Consider the following 26462-nt stretch of genomic DNA (forward strand, 5'->3'; position numbering starts at 1 on the left):
TCGGAACAGGATATAAAAAAGCCGCTCATTTATGAGCGGCTGGTCGAAACACACCGATATTGGCATACCCTTTTTCAGTCAGATGCTGTGCATGCATCTGACTCATAACCCCTTTTTCGCAATACAGCAGGTATGTCCGCTGCGTATCGAGCAGTCCGACCTCCTGCTCGAGCTTGTAAAACGGGATCTTCAATATCTCGCACCCCGGCATGTTCAGTGGCTTTCTCTCCTCTTCCTGAGGCGCACGGATATCGACGATAACATGATCGGCGCCCACCCGGGTCAACGCTTCGATCTCGGTGTTGATATTCTGATTTTCCACTATCTCATCGATGCTGATCACCTCGACCTCGTCCAGCGCCTTGTCCAGCACCTCGAAGTTGAACGCATGCTCCTCCCGTTCGACGCGCTCGCGCTTCGCCGCCGTGGTCGGCTTGTCCGATATAACCCCGCAGAACTCTGGCATCGCGCTGGCAAACTCAAAGGCTCCGAGCGCACGGCACTGATCGATGATATCGGGTTTATCCATGGTGATCAGCGGACGCAGCACCAAGTGCTCGGCCACATTATCGATCAGACTCAGGTTGGGCAGCGTCTGGCTCGACACCTGGGCGATACTCTCGCCGGTAACCAGTGCCGGGATATTCATACGATCGGCGACACGATCGGCCGCGCGCATCATCATCCGCTTGAGGACAACCCCCATATGCGAGCGATCAATGCTCTGCAGGATCTCACCGACCACCTCTTCGAACGGCACGGTGATGAACTTGACCCGTGCGGATGAGCCATAGCGACGCCAGAGATAGAGCGACACCTGTTTGACACCGATCTCGTGCGCATAGCCGCCCAGATTGAAGAACAGGAAATGGGTTTTGCAGCCGCGGCGCATGGTCATCCAGGACGCCACGATGGAGTCGAAACCGCCGGAGATCAGCGACAGCACAGGCTCCTGCGTACCCAGCGGATAGCCGCCAATCCCCTTATGAATCTGCGATATGATAAACAGCCGATCATCCCGTACCTCGAGATCAACCCAGACCTCAGGCTTATGCACATCGACGCCCGCCGCCTCGGTATGCTGACGCAGGCCTCCGCCGACGTAACGCTCAAGCTCTACGGAGGTAAATTCATGCTTTCCGGAGCGACGCACACGTACCTTGAAGGTCTTGCCCTTGATCCGCTCGGCATACGCCTGCCGGGTCAACTCGTAAACCTGATGAAAATCGCCCAGGGGGTACTGCTCCACCTCTAGAAAGGTCTGGATGCCGGGGATTCGTGCCATGGCTTCGACCAACTCATCACGAACACCGTTATCGCCCTGAACAGCTTCAGGGTCGACAGCGACTTCCAGCTTGTCCCAAAAACTGCTGACCTTCGCGCTAGGCTCGATACGCGCAAGAATGATCTGAATATTGGTTTGCAGGCGTGCAATCAGCCGCTTGCGAACCGGACGGCTCTTGATCGTAATCTCTGGAAACAGCTTGATAATGAATTTCATGAGAAATGTACGCGGGGAGAAGTGAGTGGCGCGCCCGAGAGGATTCGAACCTCTGACCGCCTGGTTCGTAGCCAGGTACTCTATCCAGCTGAGCTACGGGCGCATGCCTGAAAACGGAACGATCAAAGGATGGCGCGCCCGAGAGGATTCGAACCTCTGACCGCCTGGTTCGTAGCCAGGTACTCTATCCAGCTGAGCTACGGGCGCACTCTAAAAAAGATCTTACCGCGTGTTGTCGTCGTTGGCGCGCCCGGCACGATTCGAACGTGCGACCGCCTGGTTCGTAGCCAGGTACTCTATCCAGCTGAGCTACGGGCGCTAAATGGCGGTGAGAGAGGGATTCGAACCCTCGATACCCAGGAGGTATACACCCTTAGCAGGGGTGCGCCTTCAGCCACTCGGCCATCTCACCTCGACAACGGCGCGTATACTACAAGACTGATTTTCAAAATAAAAGCATTAATTTGAAAATCTCAGTCTTCGCTCTCCTGGCCACTCTTTTCGCGCTGAATACGCTGGTAAATCTCTTCGCGGTGTACCGATACATCCTTGGGTGCATTTACACCGATACGAACCTGATTACCTTTTACACCCAGCACAGTCACGGTGACATCATCACCAACCATCAGTGTTTCGCCTACGCGGCGGGTAAGAATCAGCATGGGTGGATCTCCTCAATTACATCCTTTAGGGGCGCTGACCTTGGGCACAACCAGACTTCACCACAGCAGCCTTTTCATAAAAATCCTAACTGTCACTAAAGTCAAGTCAAAGCCGTGCCAAGCTGTTGCCTGACACATACAGAGTATGTGCCAGAATCAACTTATTCGCAGACTATTCGCAGACGGTATCCGCCTTATCCAGGTTGAATGCCGTGTGCAGGGCACGCACTGCGAGTTCCATATACTTCTCCGCGATGACTACAGAGACCTTGATCTCCGACGTCGAGATCATCTGGATATTGATGTTCTCGTTAGCCAGCGCATCGAACATCTTGCTTGCCACACCGGCATGGGAGCGCATCCCCACCCCGACGATAGACACCTTGGCGATCTTGGCGTTACCGGAACAACCGCGAGCCCCCAGCTCGGTCACCACCTGCTCAAGGATGCTTTGCGCACGCTCGAAATCGTTGCGGTGTACGGTGAAGGTAAAGTCGGTTGTCTGGTCGCCACCCACGTTCTGTACGATCATGTCAACTTCAATATTTTCACGACTGATCGGACCCAGAATACGCGACGCCACACCCGGAATATCGGGCACGCCCATAACCGTCAGTTTAGCTTCATCGCGGTTGAACGCTATGCCGGAGATAACGGGTTTTTCCACGGTTTCTTCATCCTCTATGGTAATCAGGGTTCCAGGACCGTCCTGGAAACTGGACAAGACACGTAGCGGTACATGGTACTTGCCAGCAAATTCAACTGAACGTATCTGCAATACCTTCGAGCCGAGGCTCGCCATCTCCAGCATCTCTTCGAAGGTAATCTTATCCAGACGCTGGGCACCCGCAACCACACGTGGATCGGTTGTGTATACGCCATCTACATCAGTATAGATCTGACATTCGTCGGCTTTCAGTGCTGCAGCCAACGCAACACCGGTAGTATCGGATCCACCGCGACCCAGGGTCGTGATACTGCCGTGCTCATCCACACCCTGGAAACCTGCGACGATGACGACCCGCCCCGCCTCCAGGTCAGCCCGCATGCGACTGGTTTCGATATCCTGGATACGCGCCTTGGTATGGGCACTGTCGGTCAAAATGCGCACCTGACCACCGGTATAGGAGCGCGCGTCAACACCGCGTTTTTTCAGCGCCATCGCCAGTAAGGCGATCGTCACTTGTTCACCGGTGGATACCAGCACGTCCATTTCACGACGATCGGGCTGCTCCTGAATTTCATTCGCCAGCCCGATCAACCGATTGGTCTCACCGCTCATCGCAGAGACGACTACGACAATATCGTCACCGCGCTCACGGAAACCCTTCACCTTCTCCGCAACCGCTTCAATGCGCTCTACCGAGCCCACCGAGGTGCCACCGTACTTCTGAACGTATAACGCCATTTCGACTGTTTCCCTAAAACCCCCGCCTCAGGGGCATGATCCGCTAACTTAGAGCGCCTGAGCTACCAGCTCCTGCACCGATGCCAGAGCCGCCGGCATGGCGGCCAGATCGGAGCCCCCGCCCTGTGCCATATCCGGACGTCCACCGCCTTTACCGCCCAACTTCGCAGCCAGCTCCCGCACCAGATCACCGGCCTTGACACGGTCGGTCAGATCCTTGGTTACGCCGGCAGCAACGCTTACCTTGTCGTCCTGAGCCGTCATCAGTACCACGACGCCGCTGCCCAGCTTGTTTTTCAATTGATCGATACTGTCACGCAGGGACTTGGCTTCCACGCCCTCCAGCTGAGCCGCCAACACCTTGACGCCTGCCACTTCGACCACCTGACTGAGCAGGTCGCCGCTGGCGGCTGACGCCAGCTTGGCGGTCAGACGCTCGATCTCCTTCTCCAGCTGACGGTTACGCTCATTGAGGCCTTTAACCTTTTCAACGACCGATTCACGGGTCCCCTTCACCAGCATCGACAGATCACCAACCACCGACTCGCTGTCACGGAACCAGCGCAGCGCGCCGACACCGGTTACCGCTTCGATACGGCGCACGCCGGCGGCAATTCCGCTCTCGGATACGATCTTCATCAAGCCGATGTCACCGGTACGGCCAGCGTGAGTCCCCCCGCACAGTTCGACGGAGAAGCCATCCCCCATGGTCAGCACTCGCACCACATCGTCGTACTTCTCACCAAACAGCGCCGCCGCACCCTTTGCCTTGGCGTCGTCGATCGGCATGATTTCGGTTACTACCGGGCTATTGGCACGAATCTGGGCATTGACGATATCTTCGACCCGCTGTACCTCTTCGGCGCTCATCGCCTCGAAGTGGGAGAAGTCAAAACGCAGGCGCTCGGCATCGACCAGCGAGCCCTTCTGCAGCACATGATTGCCCAGCACTTCACGCAGTGCGGCATGCAGCAGGTGGGTCGCCGAATGGTTCAGCGCAGCGCCACGACGCTTCTCCACATCGATCTGGGTGGAAACGGTATCGCCCAGCTCCAGCACACCCTCGGCAACCTCCCCCTGATGCAGGTGCACCTTGCCCTCTTTGGTACAACCGCTCACCGAGAACAGGCCGCGATCCCAGCGGATTACACCGGTATCACCCACCTGACCACCCGACTCCGCGTAGAAGGAGGTATTGGCCAATACGACAATACCGCGCTCTCCCGCCGACAGCTGCTTGACCGGCTCGCCGTCGCGGAACAGACCGACAACCTCGGCACGATCTTCAAACGCCTCATAGCCGGAAAAACGCGTCTCGCCTTCCACCTTGATACGGGCGTTGTAGTCGACGGAGAACTGGCCGGAGGCGCGAGCCCGCTGGCGCTGCTGCTCCATTTCGGCCTCGAATCCATCCATGTCCAGACTCAGGTCGTGCTCACGGGCCACATCGGCGGTCAGATCGACCGGAAAACCATAGGTATCATACAGACGGAAAACGGTTTCACCGGGCAGCACCTTGCCATCGAGATCAGCGATCGCCTGTTCCAGCAGCGCCATGCCATTATCTAGAGTGCGGGCGAACTGCTCCTCCTCTTTCAGGATCACGCGCTCAACCTGCCCCTGCAGCTCAGCCAGTTCCGGATAGGCCTCACCCATCTCACTGACCAAGGGTGCAACCAGCTTGTGGAAGAAGGTGCCCTTGGCGCCCAGCTTGTTGCCGTGACGTACCGCACGACGCAGAATGCGACGCAGCACATAGCCACGCCCCTCGTTGGAGGGCAGCACGCCGTCCACGATCAGGAAGGCACAGGAACGGATATGGTCGGCGATAACACGCAGCGATTTTGCCGTGGTGTCGGTGACCCCCAACTCCCTGGCGGCAGCGCTCAGCAGATTTTGGAACAGATCGATCTCATAGTTGCTGTGCACGTTCTGCATCACCGCCGAGATACGCTCCAGCCCCATACCCGTATCGATGGAGGGTGCCTCGAGCGGAGTCATCTGACCATCGGCGGCACGGTTGTACTGCATGAATACGATGTTCCAGATTTCGATATAACGGTCGCCATCGTCATCCGGGCTGCCCGGAGGGCCACCGGCCACTTCCGGGCCATGGTCGTAAAAGATCTCGGAACAGGGGCCGCAAGGACCGGTATCGCCCATCGCCCAGAAGTTGTCTTCGTCCAGTTTGGAGAAACGCTCGGGGTCGGCGCCGATCTCCTCTTTCCAGATCTTTTCCGCCTCATCATCGCTGTGGTGTACCGTGACCCACAACTTCTCCTTTGGCAGACCAAGTACTTCGGTCAGGAAGGTCCAGGCGAAACGGATCGCGTCGCGCTTGAAGTAATCGCCGAAGCTGAAGTTACCCAGCATCTCGAAAAAGGTGTGGTGACGCGCGGTGTAACCGACGTTTTCCAGGTCATTGTGCTTACCGCCCGCGCGTACGCAACGCTGCGAGGTGGTGGCGCGGCTGTAGTTGCGCTTGTCGCTACCCAGGAACACATCCTTGAACTGAACCATGCCGGCGTTGGTGAACAGCAGGGTCGCGTCATTGCCCGGAATAAGGGGGCTGGACGGCACAATCTCATGCCCCTGCTCGTGAAAATAATCCAGAAAAGCCTGGCGAATCTCGGCACTCGTCATGTATTTCATCTGAATAAACCGTTTTCCTAGTGTCCTGTTGCCACGTGCAGATCAGTCTGGTGTACGGACCGGGCTTCATCGTTTCAGCCCTGCCGACCAGACGCTACTGCTGACGCGCTCGGATAATGCTTACCGCAAGCGCAAAATCGCCGCAAAAAATGGCGGGACAGTATATAACGTGTGTAAATTTTGTTCGACAATTTTTGCTGAGCCAACAGTGCCCAGATGGCGATTACAACAGACCGATCCGTCAGGAATTTTCGCTCTCCAATGCATACCTGATCTCGTCGTAACCGAACCCCCGCCCGAGCAGGTAGCGTGACCGTCGGGCACGCTCTTTGGCATCATCTGCTATCGATTCACCGTACTTGCGCACGGCCTGACAGCGCGCCAGCTCATACCAGTCGATTGCGAGTTCGCTGAGCGTGCTGTCGATCAACACCGCGGACACTCCCTTCTGTTGCAGGTCATAGCGGATACGCCTTTCACCATAGCCCTGTGCACTGCGCTGCCGCGCCTGACTCATGGCGAAACGGCTGTCGCTTTGATACCCCTCGGTTTCCATTCGATCCAGCACTGCCTGCAACATCTCGCCATCATCGACGCGCGGCGCGAGGCGACCGATCAGCTCGCCACGGCTGTATTCTCGGCGCGCCAGCAACTGAATCACCGCCGCCACCAGCGCAGCTTCATCCTCAAGTTTCTTCGCCGAAGGCTTGCCGTTGAACATTCCCACCACTCCAGAAACACCCGTAATGGATAACAAAAAAGGCCCCAAAGGGCCTTTCAGAACTATAGCATCGGTGACGCAATCAGAACTCCAGTTCGGCGTTCTTCTCCGCTTCGGCGGCAGCCTCACTCTCTTTCGCCTTGGGTACATTGAGCAGCTCGCTGCGGACCGCGGCTTCGATCTCCGCGGCGACTTCCGGATGCTCCTCCAGGTAACGCGCGGCGTTGGCCTTGCCCTGGCCGATCTTGTCACCCTTGTACGCATACCAGGCACCGGATTTGTCGATCAGTTTCTGCTGCACGCCCAGATCGATCACCTCGCCCATATGGTAGATACCGGCACCGTACATGATCTGGAACTCAGCCTGACGAAACGGCGGTGACACCTTGTTCTTGACCACTTTGACGCGGGTCTCGTTACCGACCACCTCTTCGCCCTGCTTGACCGCACCGGTACGACGAATATCCAGACGCACGCACCAGCAGGCAGTTGGCCTGCTTGACGCTGCCGGTCAGCTTACGCAGCGCCTGGGACATCAGGCGCGCCTGCAGACCGACATGGGAATCGCCCATCTCACCTTCGATCTCGGCTTTGGGCACCAGCGCCGCCACCGAGTCAACGATGATCACGTCAACCGCGCCTGAGCGCACCAGCATGTCGGTGATTTCCAGCGCCTGCTCGCCGGTATCCGGCTGGGACACCAGCAGGGAGTCGACGTTGACGCCCAGTTTTTCAGCATAGATAGGATCGAGCGCATGCTCGGCATCGACGAAGGCACAGGTTTTACCCTGTTTCTGCGCCTAACGCGACCATAGGGCAGACCGCCTATGCCCAGCGCGATATCCAAACCGAGCGAGCCAGTCGAGACAGCAGGAATCGCTTCGCGCGGCTGGTCACCCATGCGCATGACCGCCCCCTTACCGAACTGACGTTCAATCTGCGACAGAGCCGCATCAAGCGCTTTCTTTCTGTTATCGTCCATCTCTCAACCTTCAGCTGGGTCCGAATGAGTACTGTATGCTTAAACAGTATTATTCCAGAACCGGATCGATTTGCAAGCCTGGATTACAACCAAATTAACTGGGCAGATAGGCGAGCAAACCCTCCAGCGCCTGTTCCACCGCCTGCCGACGTACCGACTCACGATCACCATGAAAAAAACTCAGGCAGCTAACGGTCGGCCGCCCCTTGACCGCCCAGGCAAACCAGACCGTGCCGACCGGTTTATCTTCACTACCACCCTCGGGGCCGGCGATGCCACTGATCGACACACTGATATCGGCATCGGCGTTACGCAACGCCCCCTCAGCCATCTCCACCACTACCGCTTCACTGACCGCACCCCAGCGTGCCAGTGTCTGCGCCTGAACACCCAACATCCGCTGCTTAGCCGCATCGGCGTAGCTGACATAGCCGCCGACAAACCAGGCCGAGCTGCCGGGCACCGAGGTTATCGCCTGTGCCACCCAGCCCCCTGTGCACGACTCCGCCGTCACCGCAGTCAGTCCGCGCTCTTTCAGCGCCTCTCCCACCCTTAGTGCCAACGCTTCCATTTCCCCCCCTTGCAACCGGTTGCCAGTCACGGGTTACCTCCCCCCGATCGATCGCGTAGAATCGTCACCGGATCTTTTTCAGCCATTAGAACGCCGCCACCTTCACGATTCAATCCCCGGAAGCGGGGTCTGCAGATAACCCAACCTATGACAGCACAAGCCAACCCAACCGCCGCCCACCACACGCCGATGATGCAGCAGTATCTGAGGATCAAGGCTGAGCATCCTAATCAGTTGCTGTTTTACCGCATGGGCGATTTTTATGAGCTGTTCTACGACGACGCCAAGCGTGCGGCCAAACTGCTCGATATCTCGCTGACCGCGCGCGGCAAATCCGCCGGTGAGCCGATCCCGATGGCAGGCATCCCCTACCATTCCGCCGAGACCTATATCGCCAAGATCGTCCGCGCCGGCGAGTCGGTGGTAATCTGCGAACAGGTGGGTGATCCGGCCACCAGCAAAGGTCCGGTTGAGCGTCAGGTAGCGCGTATTGTCACCCCCGGCACACTCAGCGATGAAGCGCTGCTCGATGAGAGCCGCGACAATCTGCTGACCGCAATCGATGGCGACCAGGGCCGTTTCGGCATTGCGCTGGTGGATATCAGCAGCGGACGCTTCAGTCTACTCGAGGTGGAATCGGAAGAGGGACTGCTGGCGGAGCTTGAGCGCCTGCGCCCGGCGGAGCTGCTGTACCCCGAACACAGCGCCATCAGCAGCCTGTTGCAGGGGCGTCGCGGCCTGCGGCCTCAGGCGCCCTGGCATTTCGAACGCGATACCGCGCGCCGCCTGCTGTGCCAGCAGTTCAATACCCAGGACCTGTCCGGCTTCGGCTGCGACCATCTCCCCCTGGCTATCGGCGCCGCCGGCTGCCTGCTGCAATACGCCAAGGATACGCAGCGCAGCGCGCTGCCGCATATTCGCCGCATCCAGATCGAACAGCGCTCCGAAGCCGTGCTGCTCGACGCCTCCACACGACGCAACCTGGAGCTGGATCTGAACCTCTCCGGCGGCACCGACAACACCCTGGCCGCGGTGCTGGACAAAACCCGTACCCCGATGGGCGGGCGTATGCTGCGGCGCTGGCTGCACCGCCCACTGCGGGATCGCCACACGCTGCTGGCACGCCAGGGTGCCATCGGCTGGCTGCAGCAGGAGTTTCGTTTCGAAACCATCGCCGAGACGCTGCGCCCGGTGGGGGATATGGAACGCATCCTGTCCCGCGTAGCACTGCGCTCGGCGCGGCCTCGAGACCTGGAGCGACTGAAGCTGGCGCTTGCCAACCTGCCGACACTGCAGGAGCATATGGCGGACAGTGACACATCTCGCATCGATGAACTGCGCCTGCAGATCGGCACTTTCCCGACACTGGCCGAATTGCTCGAGAGGGCGATCATCGAATCGCCGCCGATGCTGATTCGTGACGGCGGTGTGATCGCCGAAGGCTATGATGCCGAACTGGATGAGCTGCGCGGCATGAGCGAGAACGCCGGCGATTACCTGTTGGAGCTGGAAGCGCGCGAGCGCCAACGCACCGGCATCAGCACCCTGAAGGTGGGCTACAATCGCGTCCACGGCTACTACATCGAGGTCAGCAAGGCACAAGCGGTCGATATGCCGGTGGAGTATCAGCGTCGGCAGACGTTGAAAAACGCCGAGCGCTATATCACACCGGAGCTGAAAACTTTCGAAGACAAGGCGCTGAGCGCCAAGGGCCGCTCGCTGGCGCGCGAGAAGCAGCTCTATGAAGCGCTTCTGGAGACGCTGGCCGAAGCGCTGGCCGAACTGCAGGACTGCGCCAACGCCCTGGCAGAGCTGGATGTACTGCAGAACCTGGCCGAGCGCGCGGAAACCCTGGACTATGCGCCACCCAACCTGGTCGAGCACGCCTGCATCGAGATCGAGGGCGGCCGCCACCCGGTAGTCGAAGCGGTGCTCGACACCCCGTTCGTCTGCAATGACCTGCATCTGGACCCGGAACGGCGCATGCTGATCATCACCGGTCCCAACATGGGCGGTAAATCCACCTACATGCGCCAGGCCGCGCTGATCACTCTGCTGGCCCACATCGGCAGCTATGTGCCGGCAGCGTCCGCGACCATCGGCATTGTCGATCGCATCTTCACCCGCATGGGGTCTTCGGACGACCTGGCCGGTGGACGCTCCACGTTCATGGTCGAGATGACCGAAACCGCCAACATACTGCACAACGCAAGCGATCGAAGCCTGGTGCTGATGGATGAAGTGGGCCGCGGCACAAGCACCTTCGACGGCCTGTCACTAGCCTGGTCCTGCGCCGAATTCCTGGCCCGCGAAGTGCGCGCCTTCACCCTCTTTGCCACCCACTACTTCGAGCTGACCACCCTGCCAGAGCAGTGCGAAGGGGTGCAGAACGTGCACCTGACCGCCGTCGAACACAACGACCATATCGTGTTCATGCATGAGGTGCAGCAGGGGCCGGCCAGCCAGAGCTACGGCCTGCAGGTCGCCCAACTGGCAGGCGTTCCGCCGCATGTCATCGCCCAGGCCCGGGAGAAACTGATTCAGCTGGAGCAGGACACCCGCGCCGCCGACCTGCGGCCGGCGCCGACACGGCAAGCGATTGCAAAAGACAATCCAATCCAGAGCGACCTGTTTATCGCCCCGATCCCCTCGGAAGCCGAGCAAAGGCTGGCGCAGATCGACCCGGACGAGCTGACACCCCGGGCGGCACTGGAGTTGCTGTACGAGCTGAAAAAGTTGGCGCGCTAGGAACCCTTTCGCGTTGATCTGGCTATACTGCCAGCAACACGCCACAACTGGGAGCACCAGCGATGACCTATGTCGTGACCGAGAACTGCATCCGCTGCAAGTACACCGACTGTGTCGACGTCTGTCCGGTCGACTGTTTCTACGAGGGACCGAATTTTCTGGTCATCCACCCGGATGAATGCATCGACTGCGGCCTGTGCGAACCTGAGTGCCCGGCTGAAGCGATACTGTCCGAAGACGATCTACGCGATGAGCAGCAACCCTACGTAGCGTTGAACGCGGAACTGGCGGAGCTCTGGCCCAATATCAATGAACGCAAGGCGCCCCTGGCGGATGCAGAGGAGTGGAACGGCGTCGCCGATAAGCTCAAATACCTCGAACGCTGAATACAAAACGGGGCCCTGCTGGCCCCGTTTTCGATCGCGTCGTCAGCGCAAAGTTACTGCAGCAGATCCTCACCACTCAAACCGTTCTTCTCTACTATCTCGCGTAGCTTGCGCAGTGCTTCCACCTGAATCTGGCGTACCCGCTCGCGAGTCAGGCCGATCTCCTTACCCACCTGCTCCAGCGTCGACATCTCATGTCCACGCAGACCGAAACGGCGTGACAATACATCCGCGTGCTTCTCCGGCAGCATGTCCAGCCACTTGTTCAGGTTGCCGCTGATATTGGTGTTCTGCAGCAGGGTCTCCGGATCGCCGGCTTCCTGATCGGCGATGGTATCGAGCAACGATTTATCCGAACCGCCGCCGACCGGTGTATCCACCGAGCTGATCCGCTCATTGAGCCCCAGCATCCGCTCCACGTCCGCCACCGGCTTGTCGACCAGATTGGCGATCTCTTCCGGCGACGGCTCATGATCCAGCTTCTGTGCCAGCTCACGGGATGCTCTCAGGTATACGTTAAGCTCTTTTACCACATGGATAGGCAGACGGATGGTGCGCGTTTGGTTCATGATCGCGCGCTCTATGGTCTGGCGTATCCACCAGGTGGCATAGGTGGAGAAACGGAAACCACGCTCGGGATCGAACTTTTCCACCGCACGGATCAGCCCAAGGTTTCCCTCTTCGATCAGGTCCAGCAGGGACAGTCCACGATTTATGTAGCGTCTGGCAATCTTAACCACCAGGCGCAGGTTGCTCTCGATCATGCGCTTACGCGCCGCCCCATCACCTTTGAGTGCCAGGCGAGAGAAGTAAACCTCCTCCTCGGCGGTCAGCAGCGGCGAGAAGCCGATCTCGTTGAGATACAGCTGAGTGGCATCCAGCGTTTTGGCATTGACCAGATCCTTATGCGCCATGCTGCCACGCCCACGACCGCTGTTGATGAACTCCGGCACGCTGTCGTCGCCCGACGCATCATCAGTGTCGTCATCGCTATCATCAACATCGTCGAGTTCCATCTCCTCATCGGATTCGATGTCAGGATCTCGACCGGCATTCATCGATTCGTACTCTTTGGTACTCACGTTTTCCATCTGATTACCCCCATGCGTGTTTAACGTTACGCTATCCTGCTTATTATTTTTTTATTGTTTTTCGGGTAGATACTTCAGCGGATCTACGGGCTTACCATCGCGCCTTATCTCAAAATGCAACATTGGACGGCTGGTTCCGGTATTGCCCAATTCAGCGATTTTATCGCCTTTCTTCACACTATCACTTTCTTTCACAAGAATGCGACTGTTATGTGCGTACGCGCTCAGGTACTGGCGGTTGTGATTCACGATTACCAAATTGCCGTAACCCAACAGGCCGCTGCCCGCATAAACCACCCGTCCAGCGGCCGCCGCATAGACCGGATCACCTACCTTACCCGCCAGGTCGATCCCCTTGTTTGGGCTAGCGCCGTTGGAATAGCGCCCGATGAGCGCCCCCTTACTCGGCCACTGCCAATCGACGGGACCGACCGAGGCGTGACTCGCCACCCTCTCAGCAGGTGCCGACTGAGCACTCTGTTTTGGCTGGCTTCTTGATGATGTTTGAGTCTGGGAAGCGACTTTGGTTCCGGATGAGGTTCCGGATGATTCTCCAGTTGCGCCGCTTGCGCCTTTCAGTCGCAGCTTCTGCCCGGGGTAGATGATGTAGCGTCTATCGATACCGTTGATTGCCGCCAACTCGCGAAAATCCATGCCGTAACGCCAGGCGATGGAGTACAGGGTATCCCCCTGTCGCACTGTGTAGCGGGCCGGAGCAGGGCCGCTGGGGCGCCCACCCAACGACTGCTCGGTCACAGGAGCGTAACCACCGGAGCAGGCAGACAGTGCGAACACAGCAAGTAGAATAACAAGCTTCTGCAATCCGCTCGCTCCCTCCGGCACGCAACCTCCCTAGCCGTTGTGTCGATCCAGCAGTACAACCAGCAGTACGCCCACCGCCATCAGCACCAGAGCGGGCCAGAGCAACGCACCCTGACCGGTTAGCTGGGTGAACACATCAGGCAACACGTTACGCTGCAGCAGGGGAATCGAATCCCCGTGTCGGTCGATGGTATAGGACAGGGTGTATTTCCACGGCCAGACCTTATTCAACGAGCCAAGCATGAACCCACCCAGCAGAGCCAGGATCAACTTCCGCTGGTGATGAAACGCCCAGCTTAGCAGGTGTGAAAAACTGAGCAAGCCGACAGCACAGCCGGCGGCGAACAGGCCGAGGTGATAGAGTTCAAAATGTTTGACCGCGCTCAGAACCGGCGCATACATGCCCATCAAGAGCAGGATGAAACTGCCGGAGATCCCCGGCAGGATCATCGCACAGATGGCGACCATCCCCGAGCCGAACAGGGTTACGGGCGATACCACCAGCGTGCCGGGGGTCAACGAGGTGATCAGATACGCCAGCAGCGCGCCGGTAAAGAAGATTAAACTGGTACTCAGGTCCCAGCCTTTGACGTGACGCATCAGGCTCCACACCGAAGCCAGTATCAGGCCGAAGAAGAATGCCCAGAGCAGCACCGGATAGTGGTTTAGCATGAACAGGACCGCCCGCGACAGCGTCACCAGGCTAAACAGTATGCCCGCCAGCAGCGTCACCAGGAAGGTGCCGTTGACATGGCGCCAGCACGCCGCAAACCCGTCGCGGTAGAGGACGGATAACGCCTTAAGATCAAAACTGCGCAGGGTTTCGATCAGCTCTTCATAGATACCGGTAATAAACGCGATGGTACCGCCGGACACGCCGGGTACCGCATCTGCCGCGCCCATCATCATCCCTTTTCCGGCCAAGGCCAGATATTCCTTGGGTGTACGCACTTTAGTTTCCATCTGACTCAACGAATAACCCCTGCCAACAGCGGCACAAAACGGACCGGTTCGAGCACCTTGCGTTCGTACTGATCTTCGGCGACGCGGCGGATCTTCATCAGCACCTGGCCCTGACCATCACCGACCGGGATCACCAGGACCCCACCGACAGCGAGCTGATCCAACAGTTCCTGGGGCACATTCTCCGGCGCGGCGGTGACCATGATGCCATCGAACGGGCCCTTGTCCGGCCACCCCATGCCGCCATCGGTGTGCCGGAACATGACGTTGCGCAAACGCAACTGCTGCATCCGCTTACGCGCCTTCTCTTGCAATCCGCGTATCCGCTCGACACTGAACACCTGCCCCACTAACTGGGCCAGAATGGCGGTCTGGTAACCGGAACCGGTACCCACCTCCAGCACATTCTGTCGCGGACCATCTTCCAGCAGCAGCTCGGTCATCCGCGCCACGATATAGGGCTGGGATATGGTCTGGTTAAAGCCGATCGGCAACGCCGTATCTTCATAGGCGCGATGAGACAGTGCCTCATCAATAAAGATGTGGCGTGGCGTATCCCGAATAACGTTCAACACCTTCTCGTTCTGTATCCCCTGCTCGCGAAGACGGTTGATGAGGCGATCGCGAGTTCGCTTAGAGGTCATACCGATGCCTTGAAAATGCACCTCGTTCAATTCAGCTCCTCCAACCAGAGCGCGAGACTCTCCATACCCGAGTAGTGGCTCATATCGATCTGCAGCGGTGTCACCGACACAAACCCCTGCTCCACCGCATAGAAGTCAGTGCCGGGCTCGGCATCCGCCGCATCGCCGGTACCGGCAATCCAGTAGCGGGTACGACCGCGTGGATCCAACACCTTCACCGGAGGCTCGCCGGCAAAACGGTGTCCCAGACGCGTCACGTGGATGCCACGGATCCGCTCCAACGGCAGATCGGGAACATTGACGTTAAGCACCGTACGCGGCGCGACAACCAGCGACTCGAGCTTGCTCACCAGCACCCGCACGATCTCGGCCGCCGTATCAAAATGCTGCGGATGGAAACTGCACAGCGACACCGCAATCGGCGGCAGGCGACAGTTACGCCCCTCCATCGCGGCGGCTACGGTACCGGAATACAACACATCGTCGCCAAGGTTGGCACCTGCATTGATCCCGGACACCACAAGATCCGGCCTGCGCTCGTCGCTGAACAGCCCCGAAACGCCCAGATGCACACAGTCGGTCGGTGTACCGTTGATACTGATGAAACCCGACTCGTGGGCATAGGCCTCAAGTGGACGATCCAGGGTCAGCGAATTGCTGGCGCCGCTGCGGTTACGATCTGGCGCCACGACGCAAATCGATTGCGCATCCTGCCCCAGTGCCGAGGCCAGGGCGGCCAGACCCGGCGCGTACACGCCATCATCGTTTGAAATCAATATATGCATCGGGTGGGAATACTCCGCTCGACCTCCAGCCCCCATCAGGCTTCGGGCCCTGGGCTCGGCCTATCCTTGTCTGCACCGATGCCCTGTTTCTTATCGTCTCTCGCTCTTAGTCTTGCCCGGCACCGTTCCAACGACAAAGCTCGCGCAGCACGCTGGTTGCAAACGCCCCCGCCGGCAGATCGAACGCCAGCCGCCATTGTCCGTCACTCTCAGGTTCAATCGCAAGCTCGGCGGGCATAAGCCTGAGCGCACGGCGCTCCTGATTCAGCCCTAGCGCGGCCAACTGTTCGCCGACCTCGGCCAGCTCGGCCAGCGCCTGGATCTCAAACTCCCGCGCGGCACCCTGGGTCATCAACTCGCCCCGCCCCCACAACGGTCCGGTCAGGTGCAGCTCACCCGCTTCGATGCGTCTTGCGACCTCCGGAGCACCATCATATAAAAAACAGCTCTGGCTACCATTGATCATCAGCACGTCGCCGTCGAGAATCTGGCTCCACAAACCCCGGTCGATGCGCTCCGACAGCAGGCGGTTGAACAACCAGGAGCGCACGGCAGAGATATAGAGTCCCTTCTTGTGCCGTTGGCGCTCCTTGAAACGTCCGGCGATCAACGCCAAGCCCTTGTCGATATTGCCAAAGTTGTGCCCGAAGCGTTGCTCGCCAAAGTAGTTCGGTACGCCGCCCTTGAGCTTGTCGAAGCGCTGCAACAGCTCGTCGGCGTCCGATACCTCACGCAGGCGCAACTCGAACCTATTGCCCTTGAGCGCCCCCAGGCGCAGCTTACGGCTGTGGCGTTCGGCACGCAGCACTTCGATGCTGTCACCGCCAAACAGCTTCCAGTTCAGGCTCGCCCGGTGCCCCGGCATATGCACGCTGAACCACTGTTCGGTGACTGCATGACGATCCTTCTTGCCGGCATAGCTGACATCGCGGGGGCTGATCTGACAGAAATGGGCCAGTTGGCGCGCCACCCAGTCGGTATTCTCGCCCCGCTTGCGGATATAGAGGAACTGATGTTCTCCCTCGCCATCCGGTTCGAAGCCCAACTGTTCGACGACCTGGAAATCCTCCGGCACCGAGCGCAGCACTGCGCTCACGCTGGGCTCGCCATAGAGATAAACGGGGGGTTGCTGGTACAGATTCAACGCGGGTTACTCTCCATTCGGGCCATTCGGGGCGTCCGGTTCGGGTTCGATCAGCTGAAAGAAGGTCTCCCCCTCCTGCACCATGCCCATATCGCTGCGCGCCCGCTCCTCCAGTGCCGCCATCCCCTGCTTGAGATCGCGCACTTCGGCCTCCAGGCGCTGATTGCGCTCGGTCAGGGTCTCATTCTCGATCTGTTGTTGCTTGATCTGCTCCTCCAGGCTCCAGACCTGGCGCAGATTGGCCTCACCGAACCAGAGCCTGTACTGCAGACCGATAATCATGAGCAACAGTATCAGTAGCAGAGCGCGATACACGGACGCCTCATATCCATTTCCAACTTGTACGTATCGGAACTCCATTCGGAGGTGGAGAACCCGGACTATCGTACATCGTGCACACAAAAAAGGGGCTGCTCATCAGCCCCTTTTTTTACCCACCAGTTATCAGCCTTGACCCTTGATCTCTTTCAGGCCGTTGTAGACCGCCTTGTCGCCCAGCTCCTCGGCGATGCGCAGCAGGCGGTTGTACTTGGATACGCGGTCGGAGCGGCACAGCGAACCGGTTTTGATCTGGCCGGCGGCGGTGCCCACCGCCAGGTCGGCGATGGTAGTGTCTTCGGTCTCGCCTGAGCGGTGCGAGATCACCGCGGTGTAACCAGCGTCCTTGGCCATCTTGATCGCATCCAGGGTCTCGGACAGGGAGCCGATCTGGTTGAACTTGATCAGGATGGAGTTGGCGATCCCCTTGTCGATCCCTTCCTTCAGGATCTTGGTGTTGGTCACGAACAGGTCGTCGCCGACCAGCTGCACCTTGTCGCCGATCTTCTTGGTCAGGTAGGCCCAGCCGGCCCAATCGGACTCATCCAGGCCGTCCTCGATAGAGACGATCGGGTAGTTTTCGGTCAGCTCGGCGAGGAAATCGCTGAAGCCCTCGGCATCGAACACCTTGCCTTCGCCGGACAGGTCGTACTGGCCATTCTTGTAGAACTCGGAGGCCGCGCAGTCCAGCGCCAGGGTCACGTCCTTGCCCAGCTCGTAGCCGGCGTTGGCGATCGCTTCCTTAATCACCACCAGTGCTTCTTCATTGGAGCCCAGGTTCGGTGCGAAACCACCCTCATCACCCACGGCCGTGTTCAGGCCACGAGCCTTGAGCACCGCCTTCAGCGCATGGAAGATCTCGGCGCCGCAACGCAGGGCATCGGCGAAGTTGTCCACACCCACCGGCTGCACCATGAACTCCTGGATGTCGACGTTGTTGTCGGCGTGCTCGCCGCCGTTGAGGATGTTCATCATCGGCACCGGCATGGAGTACTGACCGGCGGTGCCGTTCAGCTCGGCGATATGGGCGTAGAGCGGAATGCCTTTCTCGGTCGCCGCCGCCTTGGCCGCAGCCAGTGACACCGCGAGGATGGCGTTGGCGCCCAAAGTAGCCTTGTTGTCGGTACCGTCGAGCTCCAGCATCTTGTTATCCAGAGCACGCTGGTCAGCCGCATCCATCCCGATCAGGGCATCGCGAATGGTGCCATTAACCGCCGCCACCGCTTTCAGAACGCCTTTACCCAGGTAGCGCGACTTGTCTCCGTCACGCAGCTCCAGCGCCTCGCGCGAGCCTGTGGACGCACCCGAAGGTGCACAGGCGCTGCCGACAACACCTGAAGTCAGAATAACGTCGGCTTCGACGGTGGGGTTACCGCGGGAATCGAGCACTTCGCGTGCCTTGATATCAGCGATCTGAGCCATTACACATTTCTCCAGTGTTCACAAATCCAGAAAGTTATTGCTGCTGCGCCTGACGTGCCAGCGCGGCCTTGATAAAGCCGGTAAACAGGCCGTGACCGTCACGTGGCGTCGACGTGAATTCGGGGTGGAACTGGCAAGCCACAAACCAGGGATGATCCGGTACCTCGACCACCTCGACCAGCTCGCCATCTTCGGAGCGACCGGAGATGACCAGACCTGCGGCCTGCAGCTGTTCAACATAGTTGTTGTTGACTTCGTAACGGTGACGATGGCGCTCCGTAATATCGATGCGGCCGTATGCTTCAGCCACCTTCGAACCAGGCTTGAGGTGGCAGATCTGCGCACCAAGACGCATGGTGCCGCCCAGGTCGGAGCTTTCGCTGCGCTCCTCCTTCTCGCCGCTGGCATCAAGCCATTCGGTGATCAGGCCGATCACCGGATGCGGACAATCCTGTTCAAACTCGGTGGAGTTGGCGTCTTCGAGTTTGGCCACATGACGGGCATACTCGATCACCGCCACCTGCATACCCAGACAGATGCCCAGATAGGGGATCTTGTTCTCGCGGGCGTAACGTACGGCCTCGATTTTGCCCTCGACACCACGCTCGCCGAAGCCGCCCGGCACCAGGATGGCGCTGACATCCTTCAGGATCTCGACGCCTTCACGCTCGACACGCTCGGAGTCGATATACTCGATCCTGACCTTTTTACGCAGTGTGATACCGGCATGGGAGACCGCCTCGATCAACGACTTGTAGGCATCGAGCAGCTCCATATACTTGCCGACCATGGCGATACGTACCTCACCCTCCGGATGCAGGAAGGCATCGGCAACACGGTCCCACTCGCGCAGGTCCGCGGGCGGGCAGTCGAGACGGAAGCGGTCGACCACGATATCGTCCAGCCCCTGATCGCTAAGCATGCGCGGGATGTTATAGATGGTATCGGCATCCGGCAGCGACACCACAGCACGCTCCTCGACGTTGGTGAACATCGACAGCTTACGCAGAGACGACTCGGGGATCGGCTGCTCCGAACGGCACACCAGAATATCCGGCTGAATACCGATGGAGCGCAGCTCTTTGACCGAGTGCTGAGAGGGCTTGGTCTTGGTTTCACCGGCGGTGGCGATATAGGGCACCAGGGTCAGGTGCATGAACAATGCCCGGTTGGAGCCCAGCTCCACCTTTAACTGGCGCACCGCTTCCAGGAACGGCAGGGATTCGATATCGCCGACGGTACCGCCGATCTCGACCAACGCGATATCGGCATCGCCCGCGCCTTCGATGACGCGGCGCTTGATCTCGTCGGTGATGTGCGGGATCACCTGCACGGTGCCGCCCAGATAATCACCGCGGCGCTCTTTACGCAGCACATGCTGGTACACGCGGCCGGAGGTGAAGTTGTTGCGCTTGGTCATCGTGGTGCGGATGAAGCGCTCGTAGTGACCGAGATCGAGATCGGTCTCGGCGCCATCTTCGGTGACAAACACCTCACCGTGCTGGAACGGGCTCATGGTGCCCGGGTCCACGTTGATATACGGGTCCAGCTTGAGCATTGTGACTTTGAGACCTCGGGCCTCAAGAATAGCCGCCAGAGAAGCAGATGCGATGCCTTTGCCCAATGAGGACACAACACCGCCGGTGACGAAAATATAACGCGTCATGCGGAACCTGTAAGATCGAAAGTTTTGGAGGGAAAACGTACTCAAGATGGGGCTACAGTCTACCAAAGCCCCCGCCATCAGACAAACCCAAAGGCTGCCATTGAGGCGTTAATCCGCTCTCGCTAACGGCGCCTTCGCACAGGCAGATGCCGGGCACGGCAACAATCTCCCCATCCCGACACAGCAGCGGCCAGTCGGCACGCCACCAGGGCGGTACGCCGGCCTCCTGCAGCAGCTGCTTGAGCCCGACAGAACCACCCCGTCCCAAGGGGCGCAGCCGTTCACCGCCCTGTCGGTAGACCAGGGATAAGTGAGTACCCACTGCGATACCGGGAGCGTCTCCAGACTCAAAGCTCAGTCGGCCCTGGGCCAGGGCCCAATGCCGCGGTTCGACCACCAGGTCGAAAGGCGGCTGCGGATCCGGCGGCGCCGGCAGCAGATAGAGCCGCTGCCGGTAGCGACGCAGCCAATAATTTCCCAACTGCAATTCGGGAGTACGATCCTCGCCGGCGGCGATCACCTGCAACTGCAGATGGCGAAGCTCGTCATAACTCAACCAGTGGCCGCTGATGCGATGCACCCAATAGCGCAGTAGATTGCGGGTGCGCGCCTCGGACAGGCTACCCAGCCCCTCGAGCACCAGACATTCGGCTCCCCGTTGAAACTGCGCCAGGTCGGCAGCGGCCACCTCATCCAGCAGCGCGTAGGCCTCGGCCAGTTGCGCCGTCGTCGTGGTTACCCGCTGATGCAGACGGGGCCAGCGAGCGCGCAGCTGCGGCAACAGATTCAGTCTCAGCCAATTGCGGTCGTAGCCCTCATCGGCATTGCTCGGATCCTCCACCCACTCCAACTGCTGCGACCGGGCCCACTGCTCGAGCCGTTCCCGCGGCTGGTCCAGCAGCGGTCGCAACAGCAAGGCAGGGCCCAGGGCTCGCTGCCGCGGCATCGCTGCCAGGCCGCGCACACCGGCACCACGCAGCAGCCGCAGCAGCAGCGTTTCGGCCTGGTCATCCGCGTGCTGTGCCAGCAAGAGACAGTCTCCCTCACGCAACACGGACAGAAATGCCGCGTAGCGTGCATCACGCAGATCCGCTTCGGAGGGCGATGAAGGATTGACCGCAAGAGTTTGAAAAGGCACCCCAAGCCCGGCACATATCGCGCCACATTGCGCAGCCCACTGGCCGGAGCTGGCCTGCACCTGATGATCGACGTGCAGCGCCAGCAGGCGCTCGGCGGGAAGCAGCCGGGCACAGAGTTCCAGCAGCACCCTGGAATCGACACCGCCGCTGAATGCAATCACCCAGCGGCGGATCTGAGGCAGGCGTTCGAGACGCCCGGCGAGCAGCGCCGGCAAATCAGCCATGCGCAGGCCCGAGAGGGAGATCAGTCGGTAAGACGACCATAGGACATCAATCGAGAGTAACGCCGTTCAAGCAGCTCATCGATCGGCAGCTGCTGCATGCGATCCAGAGTCTCGACCAGGGTCTGCTGCAGGCTCGCCGCCATCAATGCCGGATCACGATGCGCACCACCCAGCGGTTCCGGAATCACCTGGTCGACCAGGCCCAGCTCCTTCAGCCGTCCGGAGGTGATACCCATCGCCTTGGCCGCATCCGCTGCACGCTCAGCGCTCTTCCACAGGATAGAGGCACAGCCCTCCGGTGAGATCACCGAATAGGTCGCGTACTGCAACATCAGCAGTTCATCGCAGACGCCGATCGCCAACGCGCCGCCGGAACCACCCTCACCGATTACGGTGGAGATGATCGGGGTGCGCAGCTGCGACATCTTGGCCAGGTTGAAAGCGATCGCTTCGGACTGCCCGCGTTCCTCGGCATCGATGCCGGGATAGGCCCCCGGGGTGTCGATAAAGGTCAGTACCGGCAGCTTGAAACGCTCGGCCATCTCCATGATGCGCAGCGCCTTGCGGTAACCCTCGGGACGCGGCATACCGAAGTTGCGTTTTACCTTCTCCTTGACCTCACGCCCCTTTTGGTGACCGACGATCATCACCGGCTTGTCATCCAGACGGGCGATACCGCCTACCAACGCCTGGTCGTCGGCGAAATGCCGATCGCCGTGGATCTCCTCAAACTCCTCGAATGCGTGCTTGACGTAATCGAAGGTATAGGGACGCTTGGGATGACGCGCCAGCTGGGAAATCTGCCAGGCTGACAGGTCGGCGAAGATGGTTTGAGTCAGACTGCGACTTTTATCCTGCAGACGACCGATCTCATCACTGAGGTTCAGGTCCGCATTGTCTTCGCCCACCAGGCGTAGTTCGTTGATTTTGGCTTCCAGCTCGGCGATCGGCTGTTCAAAATCCAGGTAGTTAGGATTCATGCGCGTCTGCTTCTGCTCTTGTCAGGTGTGTTGGGGCAAGTCCGTGCTTCGGCTCGCCAAAAATTTTGGCCAATTCTACCGGTTGCCGGGGGGAGACTCCACCCCGAAACCGGACAGCTGAGCGGCCACTCAGCGTTCGAAACGCAGTTGGACCCTGTCGTTACCGAACTGTTCCTTGAGTGCCAGGATCAGCTCATCGCTGGCACGTATACGCCAGTCGTCGCCGAACTTCAGCGGACCTTCGGCATCCCCCCGGCGGTAGCGCATCACCACCGGCAGGCCACCCTCGGCCAGTTTCTCGCGCCTGAGCGTCTCCGCCAGCTGTTTTAGGGTTTGCCGGCCGAACTCATCCTGGGCGCAGCTGATCTCGACGCTGCTGGCATACTGGGCACGGGCATCGGCGATACTGAGCACCTTGCTGCCACGTACCTTGACCCCACCGTTATAGTCGTCCGTCGCGATCTCGCCCTCGACGATCAGCACTACGTCCTTGGCGATCAGGTTACGTGCGTTATCGTAGGCTTCGCCAAACAGGGTCACCTCCATGCGGGCGCTGCGATCATCCAGTGTAATAAAGCAGAGCGGATCGCCTTTCTTGGTCTTCTTCATGCGCAGATCGACCACCAGACCGACCATCTTTTGCTGCCGCCCCCGAGCCGGCTGCAGCTCGACCAGCTTCTTGCTGACGAAGTGCTTGAGCTCCGCCTCGTACTCGTCGATCGGATGGCCGGTAACGTAGAGGCCCAGCGTCTCCTTCTCCCCCTGCAGACGCTCCTTGTCGGTCCACTCACGGGCGCGACGAAAGTTCTCGTAGGGATCGGTCTCGGTCTGCGCCTCCATCTCGCCGAACAGGTCGAAGATGCCGGCATCCTGATTACGGGCATCCTGATCCGCTGCCTGCAGCGCTGCCGATATCGCATCCCACAAAATCGCGCGGTGGGCCCCCAGGCTGTCCAGTGCACCACAGCGGATCAGCGCCTCAAGTACGCGCTTGTTCAAACGCTTGGTACCGACGCGCTTGCAGAAGTCGAACAGGTCGCTGAACGGACCGCCCTCGGCCCTGGCCTGGACGATCGCCTCCACCGGGCCCTCTCCCACCCCTTTGATGGCACCCAGTCCGTAGATGATCTCGTCCTTGTCATTGACCGCAAACTTGTACTCGCCGTCATTGACGTCGGGCAGTCGCACGGTCAGCTTCATCTGCCGGCACTCCTCGATGAAGATCACCACCTTGTCGGTGTTCTGCATATCGGAGGACATTACCGCCGCCATGAACGGCGCCGGGTAGTGCTGCTTCAGCCAAGCGGTCTGATAGGAGACCAGGGCATAGGCGGCGGAGTGCGACTTGTTGAAACCGTATCCGGCGAACTTCTCCACCAGATCGAATATGTTACCGGCCAGATTGGCATCGATGCCGTTTTGCTGGCTGCCCTCGAGGAATGAGCTGCGCTGCTTGGCCATCTCCTCGGGCTTTTTCTTACCCATGGCGCGGCGCAGCATGTCCGCACCGCCGAGGGTATACCCGGCCATCACCTGGGCGATCTGCATCACCTGCTCCTGATACAGGATAATGCCGTAGGTGGGTTCGAGCACCGGCTGCAGCGAGTCGAGCTGATAATCCGGGTGCGGCCAGGCCATCTCGGCACGGCCATGCTTACGGTTGATGAAGTCATCCACCATGCCCGACTGCAGCGGCCCCGGACGGAACAGGGCCACCAGGGCGACGATATCCTCGAACCGCGAGGGCTGCAGGCGGCGGATCAGATCCTTCATGCCGCTGGATTCAAGCTGGAACACTGCGGTGGTCGCCGCACTCTGCAGCAGTTTGAAGGTGGGCGGATCCTCCAGGTCGATGGTTTCGATCCGTAGGTCCTCTTCACCACGCCGCTTGCGCTGGGCATTGATCATCTCCAGCGCCCAGTCGATGATGGTCAGCGTACGCAGGCCGAGGAAGTCGAATTTAACGAGGCCCGCTTCTTCGACATCGTTCTTGTCGAACTGGGTGACCAGGCCGTGGCCCTCTTCGTCACAGTAGGTGGCGGCGAAGTCGGTCAACTTGGTCGGCGCGATCACCACGCCACCGGCGTGCTTGCCGACGTTACGGGTAACGCCCTCAAGCTTGTACGCCATCTCCATGATCTCCTGCGCTTCCTCGCTCGACTCGACGAATTCGCGCAGTTGAGGCTCCTGCTCCCAGGCCTTGCTCAGCGTCATACCCACTTCGAACGGGATCAGTTTGGACAGGCGGTCGGCGAGACCGAATGGCTTGCCCTGAACACGCGCCACATCACGCACCACCGCCTTGGCCGCCATGGTGCCGTAGGTGATGATCTGGGATACGGCGTCGCGGCCATATTTTTGCGCCACGTAGTCGATGACACGGTCGCGGTTATCCATGCAGAAATCGATATCGAAGTCGGGCATGGACACACGTTCCGGGTTCAGGAAGCGTTCGAACAGCAGGTCATATTCGAGCGGATCCAGATCGGTGATCTTCAACGCGTAGGCTACCAGAGAGCCGGCACCCGAGCCTCGTCCCGGACCCACAGGGATGCCGTTCTCCTTGCCCCACTTGATGAAGTCCATCACGATCAGGAAGTAGCCGGGGAAGCCCATCTGGATGATGATGTCGAGTTCGAAATCGAGTCGCTCATCATAGGGTTTACGGATCTCGGCAAAATCCGGTGAACTGGCGTCGTATAGAAATGCCAGGCGCTCCTCCAGCCCCTGACGGGAGACGAAACGGAAATAGTCATCCATCAGGATCCCTTCCGGGATCGGGAAGCGTGGCAGGTAGTAGGTGCCCAGCTCGATCTCGATATTGCAGCGCTTGGCGATCTCCACGCTATTCGCCAATGCGCTGGGGATATCGGCGAACAGCTCGACCATCTCCTGCTGGGTGCGGAAATACTGCTGCGCGGAGTAGTTGCGCGGCCGTGTCGGATCCTCCAGCGTACGACTCATGTTGATGCAGGTCCGCGCCTCGTGGGCCTCGAAGTCATCGGCCTTGATGAACATCACTTCGTTGGTCGCTACCAGCGGGCAACCCGTTTCGCGGGCCAGCGCCACGCTGGCGTGCACCAGGGTTTCATCACCAGGACGCCCGGTACGCTGAATCTCCAGGTAGAAGCTGTTGGGAAATACGGCCATCCACTCATCGAGCATTGTCGTTGTCTGGTCGCTCTCGGCCAGTAGGGCCCGCCCCACCTCACCGAGGCGGGCACCGGACAGCGCGATCAGCCCCTCGGCCTTCTCCTTGACCCACTCCCGCTTGACCAAGGCCCGCTCCGGATCGATCCCCTGCCCTTCGGCATAAGCACGGGAGACCAGCTCCATCAGGTTGCGATAGCCCTTGCCGGTGCGCACCAACAGGGTCAACCGGAACGGCTCCCCCTCCGGATCCAGCTCGTTCTGCACCCAGAGATCGACACCGCAGACCGGCTTGACGCCGGCGCCCAGTGCCGCCTTGTAGAACTTGACCAGCGCGAACAGGTTGGTCTGGTCGGTCATGCCGACGGCGGGCATGCCATCTGCGGCGGCTGCCTTGACCAGCTCTTTGATCCGCACCAAACCATCGAACAGGGAATATTCAGTATGCACCCGCAGGTGTACGAAATTGGCAGCTGTCATCTG

At 59.6% G+C, this 26462-nt stretch carries 20 protein-coding genes, 4 tRNA genes and 1 pseudogene; 2 read left to right on the top strand and 23 right to left on the bottom strand.

The features are described 5' to 3' along the window. Nucleotides 1–25 precede the first annotated feature (25 nt). From thiI to pncC, 11 genes and pseudogenes are all read right to left on the bottom strand, one after another. A complete protein-coding gene (thiI, locus tag IEX40_RS19040) occupies nt 26–1501 on the bottom strand; it encodes a tRNA uracil 4-sulfurtransferase ThiI (RefSeq protein WP_188751200.1) in 1476 nt (491 codons plus the stop codon). Nucleotides 1502–1527: 26 nt separating this feature from the next. Beyond that, nucleotides 1528–1604, bottom strand: a tRNA-Arg gene (locus IEX40_RS19045). Between the two features lie 27 nt (nt 1605–1631). Beyond that, nucleotides 1632–1708, bottom strand: a tRNA-Arg gene (locus IEX40_RS19050). Between the two features lie 35 nt (nt 1709–1743). After that, nucleotides 1744–1820 (bottom strand) — tRNA-Arg (locus IEX40_RS19055). A 4-nt stretch (nt 1821–1824) separates the two neighbouring features. After that, nucleotides 1825–1913: transfer RNA gene (locus IEX40_RS19060), tRNA-Ser, on the bottom strand. A 61-nt stretch (nt 1914–1974) separates the two neighbouring features. Beyond that, nucleotides 1975–2163 (bottom strand): carbon storage regulator CsrA, encoded by a 189-nt coding sequence (gene csrA / locus IEX40_RS19065; RefSeq protein ID WP_188751202.1) that lies wholly within the window; start codon nt 2161–2163, stop codon nt 1975–1977. Nucleotides 2164–2335: 172 nt separating this feature from the next. Beyond that, nucleotides 2336–3571, bottom strand: a complete 1236-nt coding sequence (locus IEX40_RS19070; RefSeq protein ID WP_188751204.1) for an aspartate kinase — start codon at nt 3569–3571, stop codon at nt 2336–2338. A gap of 48 nt (nt 3572–3619) precedes the next feature. Continuing rightward, nucleotides 3620–6214, bottom strand: coding sequence for an alanine--tRNA ligase (alaS, locus tag IEX40_RS19075; RefSeq protein ID WP_188751400.1), 2595 nt, complete (start codon nt 6212–6214; stop codon nt 3620–3622). Between the two features lie 250 nt (nt 6215–6464). Continuing rightward, nucleotides 6465–6944, bottom strand: a complete 480-nt coding sequence (locus IEX40_RS19080; protein ID WP_188751206.1) for a regulatory protein RecX — start codon at nt 6942–6944, stop codon at nt 6465–6467. An 82-nt stretch (nt 6945–7026) separates the two neighbouring features. Beyond that, a pseudogene (locus IEX40_RS19085) lies at nt 7027–7926 on the bottom strand (recombinase RecA). Nucleotides 7927–8020: 94 nt separating this feature from the next. Continuing rightward, nucleotides 8021–8497: a nicotinamide-nucleotide amidase gene (gene pncC, locus IEX40_RS19090; RefSeq protein WP_188751208.1), complete on the bottom strand. Its 477-nt coding sequence runs from the start codon at nt 8495–8497 to the stop codon at nt 8021–8023. Between the two features lie 147 nt (nt 8498–8644). Here pncC and mutS point away from each other — a divergent pair, with 147 nt between their 5' ends. Together mutS and fdxA are read left to right on the top strand one after the other, a co-directional pair. Further along, the gene (gene mutS / locus IEX40_RS19095) at nt 8645–11245 is read left to right on the top strand and encodes a DNA mismatch repair protein MutS (protein ID WP_229680842.1); all 2601 of its coding nucleotides are present in this window, start codon (nt 8645–8647) and stop codon (nt 11243–11245) included. A gap of 62 nt (nt 11246–11307) precedes the next feature. Continuing rightward, nucleotides 11308–11631 (top strand): ferredoxin FdxA, encoded by a 324-nt coding sequence (gene fdxA, locus IEX40_RS19100; RefSeq protein ID WP_188751210.1) that lies wholly within the window; start codon nt 11308–11310, stop codon nt 11629–11631. 53 nt (nt 11632–11684) lie between these two features. Here fdxA and rpoS read toward each other — a convergent pair whose 3' ends face one another. The 12 genes from rpoS to dnaE all read right to left on the bottom strand — a co-directional run bounded on the left by rpoS (nt 11685) and on the right by dnaE (nt 26459). Further along, nucleotides 11685–12722, bottom strand: a complete 1038-nt coding sequence (gene rpoS, locus IEX40_RS19105; protein WP_229680843.1) for an RNA polymerase sigma factor RpoS — start codon at nt 12720–12722, stop codon at nt 11685–11687. Between the two features lie 51 nt (nt 12723–12773). Next, nucleotides 12774–13544, bottom strand: coding sequence for a peptidoglycan DD-metalloendopeptidase family protein (locus IEX40_RS19110; protein WP_188751212.1), 771 nt, complete (start codon nt 13542–13544; stop codon nt 12774–12776). Between the two features lie 30 nt (nt 13545–13574). Beyond that, on the bottom strand, nt 13575–14495 hold the full coding sequence (locus tag IEX40_RS19115) for a polyprenyl-phosphate transporter (protein ID WP_229680844.1): 921 nt from the start codon (nt 14493–14495) through the stop codon (nt 13575–13577). 17 nt (nt 14496–14512) lie between these two features. After that, entirely contained in the window at nt 14513–15151 is a 639-nt protein-coding gene (locus tag IEX40_RS19120; RefSeq protein ID WP_188751216.1) for a protein-L-isoaspartate(D-aspartate) O-methyltransferase, read from the bottom strand. Nucleotides 15152–15177: 26 nt separating this feature from the next. After that, nucleotides 15178–15936: a 5'/3'-nucleotidase SurE gene (gene surE / locus IEX40_RS19125; RefSeq protein WP_188751218.1), complete on the bottom strand. Its 759-nt coding sequence runs from the start codon at nt 15934–15936 to the stop codon at nt 15178–15180. A 106-nt stretch (nt 15937–16042) separates the two neighbouring features. Next, nucleotides 16043–17080, bottom strand: coding sequence for a tRNA pseudouridine(13) synthase TruD (truD, locus tag IEX40_RS19130; protein WP_308421614.1), 1038 nt, complete (start codon nt 17078–17080; stop codon nt 16043–16045). 6 nt (nt 17081–17086) lie between these two features. Further along, on the bottom strand, nt 17087–17395 hold the full coding sequence (gene ftsB / locus IEX40_RS19135; RefSeq protein ID WP_268235819.1) for a cell division protein FtsB: 309 nt from the start codon (nt 17393–17395) through the stop codon (nt 17087–17089). Nucleotides 17396–17524: 129 nt separating this feature from the next. Beyond that, entirely contained in the window at nt 17525–18820 is a 1296-nt protein-coding gene (gene eno, locus IEX40_RS19140; protein ID WP_188751222.1) for a phosphopyruvate hydratase, read from the bottom strand. 34 nt (nt 18821–18854) lie between these two features. After that, nucleotides 18855–20486 (bottom strand): CTP synthase, encoded by a 1632-nt coding sequence (pyrG, locus tag IEX40_RS19145; protein ID WP_188751224.1) that lies wholly within the window; start codon nt 20484–20486, stop codon nt 18855–18857. 52 nt (nt 20487–20538) lie between these two features. Continuing rightward, entirely contained in the window at nt 20539–21849 is a 1311-nt protein-coding gene (gene tilS, locus IEX40_RS19150) for a tRNA lysidine(34) synthetase TilS (protein ID WP_188751226.1), read from the bottom strand. A 20-nt stretch (nt 21850–21869) separates the two neighbouring features. Beyond that, entirely contained in the window at nt 21870–22829 is a 960-nt protein-coding gene (gene accA, locus IEX40_RS19155; RefSeq protein WP_188751228.1) for an acetyl-CoA carboxylase carboxyl transferase subunit alpha, read from the bottom strand. Nucleotides 22830–22958: 129 nt separating this feature from the next. Beyond that, on the bottom strand, nt 22959–26459 hold the full coding sequence (dnaE, locus tag IEX40_RS19160) for a DNA polymerase III subunit alpha (RefSeq protein ID WP_188751230.1): 3501 nt from the start codon (nt 26457–26459) through the stop codon (nt 22959–22961). Nucleotides 26460–26462: the final 3 nt, after the last annotated feature.

It is taken from the genome of Marinobacterium zhoushanense (assembly GCF_014641945.1).
Lineage (GTDB): Bacteria > Pseudomonadota > Gammaproteobacteria > Pseudomonadales > Balneatricaceae > Marinobacterium_D > Marinobacterium_D zhoushanense.